Origin of the sequence: Stieleria marina (assembly GCA_007741555.1) — a bacterium.
GTDB lineage: Bacteria > Planctomycetota > Planctomycetia > Pirellulales > Pirellulaceae > K23-9.
Genome location: CP036526.1, coordinates 1,230,510 through 1,244,987, shown reverse-complemented (window position 1 = coordinate 1,244,987; position 14,478 = coordinate 1,230,510). Strand labels below are relative to the sequence as shown.

The following is a 14,478-nucleotide window of genomic DNA, read 5'->3' as shown; positions in this document are numbered from 1 at the left end:
ACAATGGGACCGCAGAAGTGTTCTTGCTAACAGATTGCTTCAAGTGAGTGCGATTCTGCCGCAAGCCAAAGACGGATACACTTTCGCGCTGTTGACGAAGTCATTTTCCCCCAATCGTTGCCCACCATGCTCGCCACCCTTCGCGAGATTTCTGTGACGTGTTTTTTCGCTAGCTACTTGATTGTGCTGGTGCTGGAACTGCTGCGTCTATTGGGTCGAATTCCAGGTCGCGGGCTGGCGGTCATCGTAATGATGGCCATCGGGTTGTTCACGCATGTGTGCTATTTAGCACTTCAAGCGGCTGAGAGCCCCGTAGGCAAAGACGTGGGTTTACTGGCGACTTGGTCAGATTGGTCGTACTTGCTGGCCCTGGGATTGGCCGTTTGTTTCTTGGTTTTGTATCTGCGACGCCCCGACACGATCATCAGCTTTTTCTTTTTGCCAGCCGTTCTAGCCACCATCTGGCTAGGGGTAATCCTACGCCATCAAGATCCCTTTTCTCGCTCCGAAGCAGTCGGCGTTTGGGGAACAGTCCACGGACTTGCCATGCTGGTCGGTGCCGGTGCGGTGCTTTTCGGCTTCTTGGCCGGTGTGATGTACCTGGTCCAGTCCTCGCGGCTAAAACACAAAAAAGCCGGCTCGGCGCTGCGACTGCCGACGCTGGAAACACTCGGCAGAATGAACCGCAAGTGTTTGATTATCAGCACCATCGCGGTCGCGATCGGCGTCTTGGCGGGCATCGTGATGAACCTCAATCGATTCGGACACGTTGGCTGGACGGACGGTGGCGTCCTGTTTAGCACGCTTTTGTTTTTGTGGTTGCTTGGCACGACGGGTCTGGAGTTCTTTTACGAACCCGCCAGCCGCGGACGCAAAGCGGTCTACCTGACCTTGGCCAGCCTGGGGTTCCTGGTCTTAGCCATGGCGAGCGTGTTAACCGGATCTCACGGTAGCGAAAAAGAGCAAGCCGCGCAAACCGAGACTTCAACGTCGACGCCATCCTTGATCGAAACAGACTCCGTCTCGCCGCCTTCGTCAGTGGAGTCGCAATCATGACGCTCCAAATGATCGGATGCAGCTATCACGATACTGAGGTCGAATTTCGCGAACGCGTTTCGTTTTCAGCAGATCAAATTCAAAAAACTCTGGGCGATTTTCGCGACCGTTTCCCACGGAGCGAATTGGTACTGCTGAGCACTTGCAATCGCGTCGAACTTTACACGTCCAGCAGTGACAATACCGAACTGGACCACGAATCGGTTGCTCAGTTCATCGCGGAGCAGCACAGTCTATCGCCAAGTGAAGTCATCGACCAAATGATCTACCTGAGCGGTAGTGATGCCGTGAAGCACTTGTTCACGGTTGCGTCGAGCTTGGATTCGATGGTGCTGGGCGAATCCCAGATTCTGTCGCAAGTCAAACAGGCCTACGAACAGGCCTGCGATTTGGGATCGGCGGGCGCGCTGACGCACAGCGTTTTTCAAGCGGCCAACCGCGCCGCCAAAAGAGTGCAAAGCGAAACAGCGATTCACCGCCGACGCGTCAGCGTTCCAAGCGTCGCGATTGGCGAAATTGTTCCCGAAGTATTCGACTCGCTGAAGAACAAACAGGTCGTCATCTGTGGCGCTGGCGAGATGGGCGAAGAAACGCTGCGATATTTGCAACAAGCCGGGGCAAAAAACATCTGCGTGATCAATCGCAGCCGACAGAGAGCCGACAATTTAGCCCAAAATTTCGGCATCGAGTCAGACGACTGGGGCAATTTGCATCAGCGAATCGTCCAATCCGATTTGCTAATCGGGACCACCTCGGCGACCGAACCGATCTTAACGCAGGCTGATTTCGAGCCGCTCCATTTGCAGCGTAAAAACCGTTTGATGCTGATCCTGGACTTGGCGGTTCCGCGCGACTTCGATGCTTCGATTGGAGATTTGCCAAGCGTTTACTTGTATCAGATCGACGACCTGCAAGCTGCCTGCGAACGCAATCGGCGCGAGCGTCAAAAAGAATGGCCCAAAGCTTTGCAGATTATCGAAGATGAAACAGCCAAATTCATCAAAGACCTGAACCACCGAGCAACTGGCCCGATCGTCAGACGACTTCGGGAGCAGGCCCAGGAATTGAAACAAGACGAACTGCAGCGACTGGTCAGCAAACTGAATTCGTCGAACGTCGATCCTGCGGTCGCCAAAGAGATTGAAAAATCGTTTGATCGACTGATCAATAAACTACTTCATCCACCGCTGGCATCCTTGCGAGACGATGCCGCGGAAGGTCACGAGCGCGGACTGCTAGAAGCAATCCGTTTGCTGTTCAAACTGGGCGACGATTGACGCTCTGAAAAGATCGTGACGACAACGATTTACTCGCCGTCGTCATCGGCCTCTTCTTCTTCTTCGTCGTCCCAGTCGTCGTCCTCATCTTCGTCGTCGTCCCATTCTTCGTCTTCGTCGTCGAACTCTTCATCGTCGGTTTCGACATCGTCGTCGTCTTCTTCTAAGTCGCTATCTTCGTCGTCGACTTCCTCCCACTCGTCGTCTTCGAGACCGTCATCGTCATCTGAGTCGTCGGCGTCATCATCGTCGTCGTCTTCATCATCGTCATCGTCATCGTCATCGTCGTCCTCTGCCCAGTCATCATCGTCGTCATCCCACTCGTCATCATCGTCTTCTTCGTCGTCGTCAGCGAAGTCGCCTGTGCCTTCGTACAGATCGTCCTCTTCATCTTCGATCACGGCAGCAGGGTCCTGTGACACCGAATCGGAATCAGCGGGGACGGGATTGACGATACAAATTTCAGACTCGGCGTCCAAGACAACCGGCGCGGCAGCAATGCTCACGTCAGACTCCTTCGTAGATGTCGACAGTTCTTCTTGAGGTGGATCTTCTGTTTGCGAATCATCGTCTTGGTCTTCCTGCAACGCGTGCCACTGAATTGGTGGCAATGCGTCGGTGGTTGCTAATCCGAAAATCTGCAAAAAACGTTTGGTGGTACCGTAAAGATACGGGCGTCCGAGTTCTTCTGCACGCCCGGCAATGCGAATCAAATCACGTTCCATCAGTTGCCGCAACAATTCGCCACACGCAACCCCCCGAATCGCTTCCACATTGACTCGCGAGACGGGCTGTCGGTAGGCGACTACTGCTAGCGTTTCCATCATCGGCGATGAGAGCCTAATGGCTGGAGGCAAATGTCCCAAACGAACCAGCCAAGGCGCCAAGGCCGGCCGGGTCATCATTCGGTATCCTCCAGCGACCAACTCGATTCGCAAAGCACGCTGGTGATCGTCGTAAACCTGATTCAACTCGCGGACAAGTGTACGAGCCTCAGTGGCGTCCGCCAAGTGAGCCAATTGGGCCAATTTTCGATTGCTAAGCGGAAGTTTGGACATCAGCAATACCGCTTCGGCACGCTGACGACGTAGCCCCGCAGAATCTTCGTCGTCGGGCCACAATTGCTCCGCCGCTGCACCCGGGATGACGGATTGCCGGGGGCCGCTGGTTGCAGATAAAGCAGTCGCTGAGCCCCAAGTCACCGCATAAGGACGATGGATTCGAGCCGCATTTTCGCACAAACCGTTGTCCGAACTGCGAGAGCTTGGCAGCGGTGCTCCCGATGACAAACGATGACATCGCGTTAAAGTGCTGTTCGTAGTCGAAGTGGACGACCAAGTTGCCATCAATCGCTTACATTAAAGTAGGTCTGTATCACCACTCAGCTGCCAACGTAATCTTCACCAATTGGCTGACGAATTTGAGTGCTTTCGCTGACGAACATCCCCCAAGCTAGCCCCTGTGTCCACATCGGTTTCCAACGCATCAGCAAAAACGCCGCCCCCCGGACGATCTTCGCGGAGCGGATCAACCTCTGGCAAGAAGCTGCGTACTTGGGTAGTGGTCTTTTCGACACTGGGGCTGTCGCTGCTGATCTTTTTCGTCGTCTACACGCAAGGCCACGTCACCGGTCGCGAATTTTCGCCCTCGCATTTTAAAAGCCGCAGCTTCACTTTTTACGAAATCCCGCTTCTTCATATCCAAATCACGCCCATTCGGCGGAAAAGCGCGGCGTTGGCTGCTGCCAGCTATGTTCGTCAAAGTGCGTTGATCAATGCCCCCAAAGGCGAGCCCGACGATTGGCACTTGGTTCATCTGTCGCGAGGGCTTAGCGGCGCTACCCCGGCCGATGCTCAACTGTTGGTCGATCAATTGGAAATGTACGGCGATAAAGACACGTTTTGGCGGAAATGGTCCATCGACCATCCCAAACACGCCGCGGTGGTCTGGCCGATCGTTCAGCGGTTGGCCACTCGTGAACTCTACGTGCTGATTCCGATGGTCATGGAACTTGCCCACAAAGAGATGCCGGTCGAGGAGCTATCCGCAGAGATCGACGGGCTACTCCAGCGACAATATCGCCAGCTAATCATTGACATGCGAGCTGCCAAACGCGGCGAATTGGCTCAGACACTATTGCTGGAAGCCCTCAGCGACTATCCAAATGATGCCGAACTGAACAAACTGCGTTCCGACGCCCCGACTCCATCTGAATCAATCGAGTAAATCCCATGTGGGAATTCCTTTCCAACAATCTTCCACACGCCACCGCGACGCTGAATCTGATCGCAACAGGATTGTTGGCCGCTGCATTCTGGAAAATCCGCACTGGTCGCGTACGGGCTCACAAAAAATTGATGCTGATTGCCTTGGGCGTCAGCGCAGCCTTTCTGGCACTCTACCTGCTTCACAAACTGGCTCTGTACCAATCCACCGGGGCGGCCAACAAACCGTTCCCCCGCGACCCGGCGATCGCTTCGGACGCCGTGCGATACGTCTACTTTACGATCCTGATCACACACATTTTGCTGGCAATCACGGTGCCGTTCTTGGCTATCCGCGCGGTTCTACTAGCAAAAGCCGGGCGTATTTTGGCCCACAAACGACTGGTCAAATACGCCTACCCGATCTGGATGTATGTCAGTGTGACGGGCGTGATCGTTTATTTGATGCTGTATCAGATTTACACGGCATAGCATTTTATTGCTAGCGACAGCGGCCAGGCTTCGTCGCTGTGACTGCGTTTTTCAGCGGTTGGCCGTCGACCGACGCAGCAAGTTGACAAAAACGCTTGGCGATCCATCTTTCGCAAATCTCGGAACTTTCCCTAAAGTCCAAGGGAAGTTCATCCGAGTGACGCGCGTCGATGGAGCGGCCCCACTTGATCCGTCTAATTTGCCTACTGCTGCTAGCGCTTTGTGCAAGCCTTGCTGCGCCCGCGTCGGCGCAAGATCCCACCGACTCCAGCTGGGAACACCCCGCCGCAGTCAGTCCCCAAGCCGGGCTTACCCAGTCCGCGCATACCCAGCCGACGCCTACCGAGCCCGCCCTCGTTGAGCGCGCCAGCGTCAAACTCCCTGAACACAGCCTTGGCGGACTACTTCCTGGCGGCGGCCCCGAACAGTGGACTAGCCCCGAAGGCTTGACCGGATCGCTGCAGTCCGTCGTGATGCTAACGGTGCTGTCGATGGCGCCCGCCATCTTGCTGATGACAACTTGCTACATCCGCATCATCATCGTGCTGGGTTTGCTGAAACAAGCCATCGGACTGCAATCGTTGCCTCCGACTCAAGTCATGACCAGCATCGCACTGTTCATGACCTTGTTTGTGATGACGCCCGTCTGGACGCAGGTCTACGACGACGCGATTGAGCCGTACACCAATCCCGATGTCGAAATGTCGCTCGGCGAAGCGTACGAGATTGGGTCGCTCCCGATCCGCAAATTCATGTCGCGGCAAATCAAAACGGCACACAACGACGACGATATCTTTTTGTTCTATCAGTACATGGATCCAGACGGCCCGGTCCCCAGCAGCTACGAAGCCGTCCCCATCCGTGTGTTGCTACCGGCATTCATCCTGAGCGAACTGAAAGTCGCGTTTCTCATGGGCTTTCAAATTTACCTGCCATTCTTGATCGTCGATCTGGTCGTCGCCAGTGTCACGATCTCCATGGGCATGCTGATGCTGCCGCCCGCCACCATTTCGCTTCCCTTCAAACTACTGCTCTTTGTTTTGGTCGACGGTTGGACGCTGGTCGTCAAAACACTGATGGAGAGCTTTGGTCCGATCGGATAGCTGTGTTGCATTAAAAGCTTCGCCGATTCGCACCGAAAGACGACGGATCGCATCGTCGGTCCGGCGCCATCTGCATCAACCAAGAAACCCTCCCCCGGCTCAACTACAGAAAACTATGGATACAACTGTCGTCATGGACCTTTGCCGCACGGCATTGATCTCTGCCATCGTGATCGCCGCCCCTTTGTTGGTCGTTGGGCTGGTCGTTGGCTTGGTAGTCAGTTTGTTCCAGGCGCTGACTCAGATCCAAGATCAAACGGTTGCCTTTGTGCCCAAGATTCTTGCGATGGCCGTCGCGTTGGTCGCCTGCATGCCATGGTTGATGTCGCGAATGGTGGATTTCACGCGCGATGTGTTTGAAAACGCAGGCATGCCGTGATCGAATCGCTGTCGAACTGGTCCCACCAATTTTTTGTCGACCATCTCATCTTGGCTTTGCTGGTCATGACGCGAATCGGTGCATTGCTGGTCGCGATTCCCAGCATGACCGCTGTGATCGAACGCAAAATGCAGGTCCTGCTCGCAGCGACGATCACGTTTTTGATTCTGCCAACAGTCGCGGCCAACACCGCCACGGAGATCCCCGACTCCAGCCATATCGCGGAAGTCTTGATCGCGGTCGTTCACGAAGCGCTGATCGGATTGCTGATCGGCACCACCGTCCAACTGATCATCACCGGCATCCAAGTCGGGGCGGAAGTCACCAGCACCAGCGGAGCGATCCAAGCGGCATCGACGACCGACGAAAGCGGCCAGTCGATGCCGGCTCTGGCGCGACTGGTTGGTTTGCTGATCGTTGCCATCCTGTTCGCCGCTGGTGGTCACCGTTTGATCATGAATATCTTGCTAGATAGCTTCACTCGTTTGCCGCCTGGGACTGTGGTTCTTAACGAATCCATGCTGACGTTGGTCATCGATCAGTTGACATCCGGCATGGTCGCTGGGCTCCGGATCGCCGCGCCCGTGATCGCCGCGTTGTTGCTCAGTAACTTGGTGATCGGCCTGATCTCGCGGACATTGCCGCAGCTCAATGTGCTGGCGATCGGGTTAAGCATCAACGCTCTCGCGATCTTGGTCGTTACCGCAATCACGATCGGTTCGGCGGGATTGATTTTCCAAGAAGAACTGGCTGTCGCTGTCCAAAAACTGTCGGAGATTTGGTAATCGGCAATGGCAGAATCCGGCAGCGAAAAGAAACACGCCCCCACCGAGCGACGCCGACAACAGGCTCGCGAGGAAGGCCGAGTCGCACGCAGTGGCGATCTAAGTTCGGCCGTTCTGTTACTTGCCGCACTGGCGTCATTGTGGCTACTCGGTGGGCATGCTGCAGAACACCTTGCCGGCGCGATCACTGACGGGCTGTCTGAAGTCACGGTCACGGATTTCAGCGCCGACGATGCGAATTACACCCTGCTCCGCGGCGGAGGACGGTTGGCCATCGCAGTCGTCCCAATGCTGATCGCCATGATGGTGATCGGTGTGCTTGTGAACATTTCTCAGACGGGATTCTTGCTTCTGCCCAACAAGCTTGCCCCGTCGATGCAGAACATCAGCCCCGCGACAGGCATCAAACGCATTTGGTCGGTAGCGGGTTTCGCTCGATTCGGCTTTGGCATGCTTAAAGTCCTGATCGTTGCGGGTGTCGCCTACGCTGCCGTGCTGCACTATGGCGACCAAATCCTGAATCTTCCTGGATTACAGATTCCGCAAATCGCGAGAACATTGTTCGATTGCTTGCTTGGCATCTGCGTCTGGATTGGGGGCTCGTTGTTTGTCCTTGCCGTCATCGATTATGGATTTCAACGTTGGAAACACGAACGCGAATTGATGATGACGGATGAAGAACTGCGAGAGGAACTCCGCGAAACCGAAGGCGACCCGGCGGTTGCCAGTCGTCGCAAGCAGATTCAGCAAGCGCGACCGACACGGATCCCTGCGTCGTCAAGCGACAGGACAGGGCAGGGCAGTCATCCGGCAGCGGCGGCCGACTTGGTCATTACCGATGGGTCCGACATCGCCGTTGCGCTACGTTACAACCCGCGAACCATGGCCGCGCCGGTCGTCGTCGCGAAAGGCAATGGAGTCGAAGGCGAAACGATTCGCCGAGTGGTTCGCGAGCGACAGGTTCCTACTTTCGCTCAGCCGCTGCTAGCTCAGTACCAGTTTCGCAGCGTCAACGTCGGCCAAGAAATCCCGTCGACCCAGTACGTCTCCGTTGCCAACTTGCTCCGGCAAGGTCGCTGATTTCGCTTCACCCAAGTCCACTGGCTGCCGATTTCGTTTACTGCGGGATCGAAAACACGTGTCGAATTGGCTCTCGATTGCCTTTCATGACCTATCTTTCCGCGTCGTCTGCTCTGATCGCTGGCGAATCGAAGGCACTGGGAAATAAGGACGGGAACAATCGTGGCCAATCAATCCGCACAATCCGCACAAACACAATGTAGCCAAACGGCAAAGCATTCAAACCAATCGATCCTTTGGTTTGCTGCAACCACTCTGATCGGCGCGTTCCTGGTTTTTCAAGTCCAGCCGATTATCAGCAAATGCGTCCTGCCGTGGTTCGGTGGCACGCCCGCGGTGTGGACGACGTGCATGTTGTTTTTCCAAGTCTTGCTGTTCGCCGGCTATCTCTACGCACACGTACTACGGACGTTCTTTCGCCCTGCCGTCCAAGGTGTGCTGCACTTGTTATTGCTCGGCAGTGCCGCATTACTGCTGCCCATTGAACCGTCCAACGCCTGGAAACCGATCGGCGACGAATCGCCTACTCTGTATTTGCTTTGGATGCTGGGCATACACGTCGGTCTACCGTACTTCGTGCTTTCCAGTACGGGTCCACTTGTCCAAGCGTGGCTCAGCTACCGTGACAACAGCGACCGTGTCTATCGGCTGTACGCACTCTCCAACGCCGGGTCGCTGGTGGCGTTACTAAGCTATCCCTTTCTGGTCGAACCGGTCCTATCGGTCACCAATCAATCGATCGTTTGGTCGCTGCTGTTCTGTGCTTTTGTCCTGGTTCAAGGCACCGTCGCGATCGGTTTGCTCCGAGTTGCGAGTAAATCCAAAGATGAAATCAAATCCGACGACGACGCCTCCGCGCTGCAGCGTTCGCCTAGCTGGCTTGACCGCGGCACCTGGGTTGCTCTTCCCGCGCTCGCTTCGGTGATGCTACTGGTCGTCACCAATCACGTCTGCCAAGACGTCGCCGTGATCCCATTCCTCTGGGTATTGCCGCTCAGTCTTTATCTGGTCAGCTTTATCGTCTGTTTCGATTCGCCTCAGTGGTACAAACCAAAGTGGATTGCCGCTGCGACGCTGATCACACTGGCTATGATTCAAACCAAGGACCTACTCCCCAGCAGCGTGCAACTGATCGCCGAAGCGTCCTGCTACATGTTGATGTTGCTGGGCGTTTGCCTGCTATGTCACGGCGAAGTCGCGCGAGTCAAACCACGCAGCGAACTGCTGACGCAGTACTACGCATTGCTGTCGGCCGGCGGCGCCATTGGCGGTCTGATCGTGGCGGTCTTTTGCCCGATGTTCTTGAGTTCGTTTGCAGAGTTGCCGTTCACGCTTTCGCTGGTGACCGCGCTGACTTTTTTGCTTTTCTTTGTCTGCCAGGGTTGGAGCGAAACTCGCTACGATTGGTCAGCAGCTCGTCGTTTGAGCATCGCTGCGGTGATCCTGATGATCGCTCCGCTGATTGCGGTATCGGTCAACAGCAACGAGAAAACCATCGCATCGGAACGCAACTTTTTCGGTGTGCTGCGTGTCGAGCAAGACGAAGTGGGGATCTCGTTGGTCCACGGCAATACCATCCACGGCATGCAGCGACTGGGCGAATATGCCAACCAGCCCACGACCTACTATGGTCAACAAAGTGGGATCGGTCGCACGATCGTTGCCTTGCATGAAACCGACGACAACCTGCGGACCTGTGTCGTCGGACTCGGTTGCGGTGTTCTGGCAACGTACGGTCGGGCGCAGGATGAATTTGACATGATTGAAATCAACCCCGCCGTCGTCGATATCGCCAACAAACACTTCACATTCATGAAGGACTGCCCGTCAACCATCCGCAATCACCTAGGCGACGGCCGCTTGGTTTTGGAGCGAATGACGGACGACAAGTTCGATGTATTGGTTCTGGACGCTTTCAGTAGCGACGCGATTCCCGCCCACTTGCTGACCATCGAAGCAGTGGAACTGTACAAACAGCGTTTGGCCGAAAAGGGCGTGTTAGCGGTCCACGTTTCCAACAACCACTTAGACCTCGTGCCACTGGTCCACAACTTGGCCAAGCACGCCGGCATGTCCAGCAAAGTCGTTCGCGCTGGCGGAGACCAAGCACTTGGGACCAAACATTCGACTTGGATGTTAATCACCCACGCCGACCACACACTGTGGCAACACGAATCGCTGGCCACCGCCGAACAGGCGACTAAGTCGGAACTAGACGACGCACCATTCTGGACCGACCAACGCCACAACTTGGTCAGCGTGCTGCGGTTGTGGTAGCGAGTTGGCATCAAACGCCAGCTGTCTAAATCGCGTTTGGTGGTCGCTGGTAAAAAGTCGAGCGAAAAGGGGCATTTTTGTCCGGTTTTGCTTGCATCTCTGCTTGGGTGCCCGGCATACGTCGAAAAATCCAAGTCAGAACCATTCTTTCGGCGTTCCGAATCGACCTTGCCGTCTGTTTCACGCGTTTGCTAACCTCGCCATTGATCCCGAATTCTGGGCTGCATGTGCGTTTTCGCGACATTCAGGCTGAAGTTGGTGCCTGGGGATGACGATAAACTGAATGTTTCCGTCCGCTCGCGCTGATAAAAGTCTCTTTATCGCTTACGGATTGCATCCTGGGACAAGGATTGCGGCGCTGACGACCGATGCGGAAATGGTCAATTTGTATTAATTCAGGAAGGATTGATATCGCTGGCCCGGTCATCAATTGCGCTACCGCATCCAATGTTTCGCAGCCAGGAATATGCCCAAACGCTTGGGTTTCGCTGCGTTGATTGGAAGACACCCGTCCCTCCTGGGAGCTAATCAATATGCAAATTTACGGACCGTTTCGAGTTTCAACCACTCAAAACACTGCCGGAGTCGAACGTACTGCCCCCCAGCAGCCCGCCGAATCGGCGAAGCCAGCTGAATCCAACCGGATGGCTCAACCCGCTGACGAACTAGACCTTTCGTCGGCTGCCGTCGGCGTCAATCGCCTTCAAGATTCCGGTGCGATCGCTGGCGGCGGAGAAATCCGCATCGACCGCGTCGCGGATATCCGGCGGCAAATCGCTGACGGCGTCTACGAGACTCCCGAGAAACTGGACGCAGCGCTCGAACGCATGCTCGATCAGTACGCTTAATCGCGACACGGCTGCGAGTTCGCCTCACAGCCATCCCCGAACGAGCACGTCTCTCGACTGCGGTCCACGCAGTCGAGAGACGTCAGCCAATGCAAAGATGCCACGATTCGTCGTGGCAACCGGCGATCGAGCGGTCGCCGCAGAAATTGGCTCAGCGATTGGCTCCAGGATTCACTGTCTTCGTGGGTCGTCTAAACCACTCTTTCGGTTAGAATACCAGTCACTGGCACAGCTAGTTGCCGACTGTACGCTGCGACACTCTTTGGTGGCAGTGTCCTGGCTTTTCCTTTTCGTTTGAACGGTACTTTGCGTTGTCTTCCGCTCGACCACAACCACTTACTCCTGTCGAAGTCGCATTGTCACCGCAGGAGCGGTTTGAAGAGTACCTTCAGTCGCGTGGCTTAAGACAAACGACACAACGCAAATTTCTGATCGAAGAGGTGTTTCGAGCCCACGATCACTTTGACGCAGACGAGTTGATGGAACGTTTGCCTCGCAAAGGCGAAAGCAACTACGTCAGCGCCGCGACGGTCTACCGAACGCTCAATGAGTTTGTCGAAGCCGGCTTGCTGTTTTGCTTCCAACTGGATGGTCGAACGGTCTATGACTTTGACTATGGCTATCCACAGCACGACCATCTGTACTGCACCCGTTGCCGACAGCTGATCGAATTCCAAAGTGACGAACTGTTAGCCTTGCGGGATAAAGTCGCCGCCGCCGAAGGATTCCGCGTTTCAGCGCATCGTTTTATCGTCAAAGGCATCTGCCGCGATTGCACCAAAAGCAGACGGACCAAACGCAAACAAGACTTGGTCTGATGCGGGGCGACTGAGCTCGCCAGACTTGCTAACGCAGCTGTTGCAAGATGGCAGCAAAAACGGCTTCGTTCTGATCAAAGTCTCGGCTTTCAGCCTGCATCTGAATGATCAGCGTTTCGGCGACTGCATTGATCAACACCAATCGCGAAACAACGAGCAAATCGAGATAGTAAAACCCCATCTCGACGGCCTTCTCGTTTTCACCGGCTCCGTCAAGCGTCACGTCGCTCACTTCGACGGTACCGAATTCTTCCGCGATGGCGGCTCGCACGCGTTCGATGACCTCTGCTTCAGACAGCCCCTCGTCCTCCAGTTCGATCGAAAAGAACCCACCACTGGGCATCTCCAGCGTGACGCCGGTGTCGCCTTCATCTTCGCTCCGCTCCGCTGCCGTCCAGTTGTCGGGATAAAGGAACTTGATGCCAAAAGATTCAAAAGTAGCCGGCACATTCGTCTCGTCAGTTTGGGAGTTCCAGGGAAACCACACTTGCTATCACATTCCGGGAACTTCTGCAAACCGACGCTCCAAAAACGTGACAACTGCTAGCTTAGAGCAAACCACTGAAGTTGCAGCGAGGGACTCTACTTTGCTATTGAAATAGCATGGTAACGTCCCGCTTCTCGTCCGTTCTGACGCTCGCATTGCTGGTCATTTTGATCAGCCAATTGGGCTGCCGCGCAATCAGCCGGATTGGCGAAAGCCGCCAGTCCATCGCGGCACGTCGAATGTCGCGGCAGGGGCTGCAGGCAATGCACAACGGCGATTGGACCAACGCCGAAAATCTATTCTCCGATGCGTTGGAACTTTCCAGCAGTGACGACCGAGCCCATCGCGGATTGGCTGAATCGTTCTGGCAACGCGAACAGCCCGAACCGGCAATCAAACACATGGAGAACGCCGTTCGCTTGAGCGGAAATGATCCCAAGCTGGTTCAGCGTCTGGGTCGAATGTACTTCGACGTAGGCCGGGTCGAGGAAGCCAACCAGCAAAGCCTGGTTGCCTTAGAAGCCGATCGCTATTCGGCCGAAGTCTGGGCGTTGCGCGGGGACTGCCTGCGTTCACAGTCCAACAACGTTCAAGCCTTGGCGGCTTATCATCGAGCCCTTGCTTTGCAGCCTGATTTTCCCGATGTCCAAATGCAAGCGGCAGAAATCTACCGAGTCCAAGGTCGCTACGATCGTCTGCTCGCGACGCTGGACCGGTTGCAGGAAGGACTGGGCGGAATCGAAATTCCTCCCCGCGTGGACATGCTTCGCGGAATTGCAATGCGTCAGCTTGGGCAACACGATGAAGCCCGTCGATGCTTTGCGTCCGCAGCGACCCGAGACCCATCCAACGCCGAAGCTCACCTTCAAATCGCGGCCTTGTGCCTGGATGCGGGCGATATCCAATCCGCTCGCGAATCGGTGGATGTCGCCATGAAAATCGATCCCATCGCGGTTCGCGACGGTCGTTGGATTGAGCAACTGGAGAATCAGCCACAGCATGTTGCCGGACACATTCAGCCAGCCAGCAGCATCACCGAAATCCAACGTCGCTGAGGTCGGCTCGCGTCCGGGCATTTACGGTTTTAACGATCAAATCGATTGACTTGACGAATCGTTCGGGCCGTGCCAATTCTGCTACCTACGTCTCGGGTTTTCCGTCACGACGTCGCAAAGAAAGTCAAGATTTTTTCGTGCTCCCTCCGCTGACGTGACGTAGGGTTCAATCAAGCTGTGGTCCCCGTTTCCAAGTCAGTGCGTTTTTCTGGCCCGGCGGAGAGGACATTTGATCCTCGGCGTGACCCCAGAAACTACCTATTCGCAGAGCGAGCCGATGTCATCATCAAGCCTTCCTTCGCAGAGCAGCACTACCTCAGCCACTCCCTTCGTGGTCGGGCCTGGACAAGCTGCTAGCAAACCATTTGTTGATCGCCGTGAAGGGCGACCAGTCGACGCTTCGGGTGAACGGCGGCAATTCGGAAGCTCACATGTGGGCCTCTCGACCGCCGGCCATGAACTGGCCGTCGCCATCGACCAATACAAACTTCAGCACCACCGTCGCTACATCACCTGTGATGAAATGCTGACCGTGATTCAAAGCCTCGGCTACGCTCGCGATTGACGCCGCACGGATGCCCATTCAAACGGCACCTCCCCTGAAACATCAGCCTCTC

At 55.5% G+C, this 14,478-nt stretch carries 15 protein-coding genes; 13 read left to right on the top strand and 2 right to left on the bottom strand.

All coding sequences use genetic code 11. The features are described from left to right. The first annotated feature begins 126 nt into the window (after positions 1–126). Positions 127–1,056, top strand: a complete 930-nt coding sequence (locus tag K239x_RS04455; protein ID WP_145416439.1) for a cytochrome c biogenesis protein CcsA — start codon at positions 127–129, stop codon at positions 1,054–1,056. Beyond that, positions 1,053–2,333 (top strand): glutamyl-tRNA reductase, encoded by a 1,281-nt coding sequence (gene hemA, locus K239x_RS04450; protein ID WP_145416438.1) that lies wholly within the window; start codon positions 1,053–1,055, stop codon positions 2,331–2,333. Before K239x_RS04455 ends, hemA begins: the two co-directional genes overlap by 4 nt. A gap of 29 nt (positions 2,334–2,362) precedes the next feature. Here hemA and scpB read toward each other — a convergent pair whose 3' ends face one another. Then, on the bottom strand, positions 2,363–3,679 hold the full coding sequence (gene scpB / locus K239x_RS04445; RefSeq protein ID WP_145416437.1) for an SMC-Scp complex subunit ScpB: 1,317 nt from the start codon (positions 3,677–3,679) through the stop codon (positions 2,363–2,365). 115 nt (positions 3,680–3,794) lie between these two features. Here scpB and K239x_RS04440 point away from each other — a divergent pair, with 115 nt between their 5' ends. From K239x_RS04440 to K239x_RS04400, 9 genes are all read left to right on the top strand, one after another. Next, complete coding sequence (locus tag K239x_RS04440; RefSeq protein ID WP_419189662.1) at positions 3,795–4,559, top strand: hypothetical protein; 765 nt, start codon at positions 3,795–3,797, stop codon at positions 4,557–4,559. Positions 4,560–4,564: 5 nt separating this feature from the next. Then, entirely contained in the window at positions 4,565–5,029 is a 465-nt protein-coding gene (locus K239x_RS04435) for a DUF420 domain-containing protein (RefSeq protein ID WP_145416436.1), read from the top strand. 185 nt (positions 5,030–5,214) lie between these two features. Further along, a complete protein-coding gene (gene fliP / locus K239x_RS04430) occupies positions 5,215–6,132 on the top strand; it encodes a flagellar type III secretion system pore protein FliP (RefSeq protein ID WP_419189661.1) in 918 nt (305 codons plus the stop codon). A 115-nt stretch (positions 6,133–6,247) separates the two neighbouring features. Further along, positions 6,248–6,511, top strand: a complete 264-nt coding sequence (gene fliQ / locus K239x_RS04425; RefSeq protein ID WP_145416434.1) for a flagellar biosynthesis protein FliQ — start codon at positions 6,248–6,250, stop codon at positions 6,509–6,511. Then, a complete protein-coding gene (locus K239x_RS04420) occupies positions 6,508–7,296 on the top strand; it encodes a flagellar biosynthetic protein FliR (protein ID WP_419189660.1) in 789 nt (262 codons plus the stop codon). Before fliQ ends, K239x_RS04420 begins: the two co-directional genes overlap by 4 nt. A 6-nt stretch (positions 7,297–7,302) precedes the next feature. Next, positions 7,303–8,376 (top strand): EscU/YscU/HrcU family type III secretion system export apparatus switch protein, encoded by a 1,074-nt coding sequence (locus K239x_RS04415; RefSeq protein WP_145416433.1) that lies wholly within the window; start codon positions 7,303–7,305, stop codon positions 8,374–8,376. Between the two features lie 162 nt (positions 8,377–8,538). Continuing rightward, positions 8,539–10,653, top strand: a complete 2,115-nt coding sequence (locus tag K239x_RS04410; protein WP_145416432.1) for a fused MFS/spermidine synthase — start codon at positions 8,539–8,541, stop codon at positions 10,651–10,653. 533 nt (positions 10,654–11,186) lie between these two features. Further along, complete coding sequence (locus tag K239x_RS04405; RefSeq protein ID WP_145416431.1) at positions 11,187–11,501, top strand: flagellar biosynthesis anti-sigma factor FlgM; 315 nt, start codon at positions 11,187–11,189, stop codon at positions 11,499–11,501. A 311-nt stretch (positions 11,502–11,812) separates the two neighbouring features. Beyond that, positions 11,813–12,319 carry a Fur family transcriptional regulator gene (locus tag K239x_RS04400; RefSeq protein WP_145416430.1) on the top strand — a complete coding sequence of 169 codons (507 nt, stop codon included), beginning with the start codon at positions 11,813–11,815 and terminating at the stop codon, positions 12,317–12,319. Positions 12,320–12,347: 28 nt separating this feature from the next. Here the strand turns inward: K239x_RS04400 and K239x_RS04395 are convergent, their stop codons facing one another. Continuing rightward, positions 12,348–12,767, bottom strand: a complete 420-nt coding sequence (locus tag K239x_RS04395; protein ID WP_145416429.1) for a hypothetical protein — start codon at positions 12,765–12,767, stop codon at positions 12,348–12,350. Between the two features lie 155 nt (positions 12,768–12,922). Between K239x_RS04395 and K239x_RS04390 the strand changes: the two genes are divergently transcribed. Both K239x_RS04390 and K239x_RS04385 read left to right on the top strand, forming a co-directional pair. Continuing rightward, on the top strand, positions 12,923–13,861 hold the full coding sequence (locus K239x_RS04390; protein ID WP_145416428.1) for a tetratricopeptide repeat protein: 939 nt from the start codon (positions 12,923–12,925) through the stop codon (positions 13,859–13,861). 277 nt (positions 13,862–14,138) lie between these two features. Then, positions 14,139–14,426, top strand: coding sequence for a hypothetical protein (locus tag K239x_RS04385; protein WP_145416427.1), 288 nt, complete (start codon positions 14,139–14,141; stop codon positions 14,424–14,426). Positions 14,427–14,478: the final 52 nt, after the last annotated feature.

Bases quoted from the DNA above. Each gene is read 5' to 3' on its own strand.
- K239x_RS04455 (WP_145416439.1), top strand. From the start codon at position 127: ATGCTCGCCACCCTTCGCGAGATTTCTGTGACGTGTTTTTTCGCTAGC.
- hemA (WP_145416438.1), top strand. From the start codon at position 1,053: ATGACGCTCCAAATGATCGGATGCAGCTATCACGATACTGAGGTCGAA.
- scpB (WP_145416437.1), bottom strand. From the start codon at position 3,679: ATGGCAACTTGGTCGTCCACTTCGACTACGAACAGCACTTTAACGCGA.
- K239x_RS04435 (WP_145416436.1), top strand. From the start codon at position 4,565: ATGTGGGAATTCCTTTCCAACAATCTTCCACACGCCACCGCGACGCTG.
- fliQ (WP_145416434.1), top strand. From the start codon at position 6,248: ATGGATACAACTGTCGTCATGGACCTTTGCCGCACGGCATTGATCTCT.
- K239x_RS04415 (WP_145416433.1), top strand. From the start codon at position 7,303: ATGGCAGAATCCGGCAGCGAAAAGAAACACGCCCCCACCGAGCGACGC.
- K239x_RS04405 (WP_145416431.1), top strand. From the start codon at position 11,187: ATGCAAATTTACGGACCGTTTCGAGTTTCAACCACTCAAAACACTGCC.
- K239x_RS04390 (WP_145416428.1), top strand. From the start codon at position 12,923: ATGGTAACGTCCCGCTTCTCGTCCGTTCTGACGCTCGCATTGCTGGTC.
- K239x_RS04385 (WP_145416427.1), top strand. From the start codon at position 14,139: ATGTCATCATCAAGCCTTCCTTCGCAGAGCAGCACTACCTCAGCCACT.